The following is a 1,730-nucleotide window of genomic DNA, read 5'->3' on the forward strand; positions in this document are numbered from 1 at the left end:
CATCACGCTGGGCTCCATCCAGGACCTGTCGGGGCCGCTGGCCGGCTTTGGCAAGCAGATCCGCCTGGGCATGATGCTGCGCGTGGACGAAGCCAACGAGCAGGGCGGCGTGAACGGCCGCAAGCTCAAGCTCCTCGTGGAAGACTCTGGCTACGACCCCAAGCGCGCCGTGCTGGCCGCGCAAAAGCTGGTGAACCAGGACAAGATCTTCATGATGGTGGGCCACCTGGGCACGGCGCAGAACATGGCCGCCATGCCGGTGCAGTTCGCCAAGAACGTCATCAACTTCTTCCCGGTGACGGCGGCGCGCGAGATGTACGAGCCCTTCAACCGGCTCAAATACTCGTTCGCCGCCACCTACTACGACCAGATCCGCCTGGCCGCGCCCAAGCTCATCAAGGAGAAGGCCGCCAAGAAGGTCTGCACCATCTACCAGGACGACGAATTCGGCCTCGAGGTGCTGCGCGGCGGCGAGGCGGCGCTCAAGAGCCTGGGCATGGACTACACCGAGAAGACCTCGTTCAAGCGCGGCGCCACCGATTTCTCCTCGCAGGTCGCCAAGATGAAGGCCGCCGGCTGCGACTTCGTGATCCTGGGCACCATCATCCGCGAGACCATAGGCACCATCGCCGAGGCGCGCAAGACCGGCTTCAACCCGACCTTCCTGGGTTCGAGCGCGGCCTACACCGACCTGATCCACAAGCTCGGCGGCAAACCCATGGACGGGCTCTACGCCACCATGACGGTGCAGAACCCCTACCTCGACTCGGCCTCGCAGCCGATCCGCTTCTGGGCCAACAAGTACCAGACCAAGTTCAACGAAGACCCGACCGTGTTCTCGGTCTACGGCTACACCCTGATCGACGCCTTCATCCGCGCCGCGCAAAAAGCCGGCCCCAATCTGACCACCGACAGCTTCATCAAAGCCATGGACACCATGCTCATCCCGCCCGACATCTTCGGCAGCGCCGAGGGCAGCTTCGGCCCGAAAAAGCGCCTGGGCAGCGACCTCAGCCGCCTCTCGCAAATCCAGGACGGGCGCTGGAAGGTGGTCTCCGACTACGTGCACCCCTGAGGCCTGCAGGCCCTGCACATGCAGCCGCCCTTCGGGGCGGTTTTTTTGCGCGCGCCCCTACCGGCAGGCCCATGGCATGTACTTTTTTATAGCTGTTAACGCTGTATGCGTAATGGTTTGCGGCTGATTTGATGGTTATTTTGTGCTGGCGGCGGGGTGGTCGTTGGCTCCGATGCCGGGCCATGTGCCCGGCCTCCGCACCCAGCAAAGGACACAGAGCCAAGCAAGCCAGCCATGCTCTCCCGCAAGTTCCAATTTACACAAAGCATCCGCTTCGCATAAACATATACTGGCGCAGCACACACCGGAGACAAGCCATGACGCAAGCCTATGTATTCGACGCCATCCGCACGCCGCGCGGCAAGGGCAAAAGGGACGGCAGCCTGCACGAGGTCAAGCCGATCAGCCTGCTGGCCGGCCTGCTCACCGAGCTGCAGGCGCGCCACCGCTTCGACACCGCTGCCGTGGACGACATCGTCATGGGCATCGTCTCGCCGGTGGGCGAGCAGGGCGCGGTGCTGCCGAAGGTGGCGGCGCTCAAGGCGGGCTGGGACTTCCGCTGCGCGGGCGTGCAGGTCAACCGCTTCTGCGCCTCGGGCCTGGAGGCCGTGAACCTGGCGGCGCAAAAGGTGCGCTCGGGCTGGGAGGACCTGGT

The 1,730-nt window shown here is 64.2% G+C and carries 1 protein-coding gene and 1 pseudogene; both read left to right on the top strand.

Annotated features, from left to right (window positions below; translation table 11 throughout):
- The coding region (locus tag QZH66_RS14865; protein WP_305806695.1) for an ABC transporter substrate-binding protein at positions 1–1,075 on the top strand (1,075 nt) is incomplete at its 5' end.
- 317 nt (positions 1,076–1,392) lie between these two features.
- Positions 1,393–1,730, top strand: a pseudogene (locus tag QZH66_RS14870) (acetyl-CoA C-acyltransferase); the annotation flags it as partial.

Origin of the sequence: Stenotrophomonas sp. YIM B06876 (genome assembly GCF_030711595.1) — a bacterium.
GTDB lineage: Bacteria > Pseudomonadota > Gammaproteobacteria > Xanthomonadales > Xanthomonadaceae > Stenotrophomonas.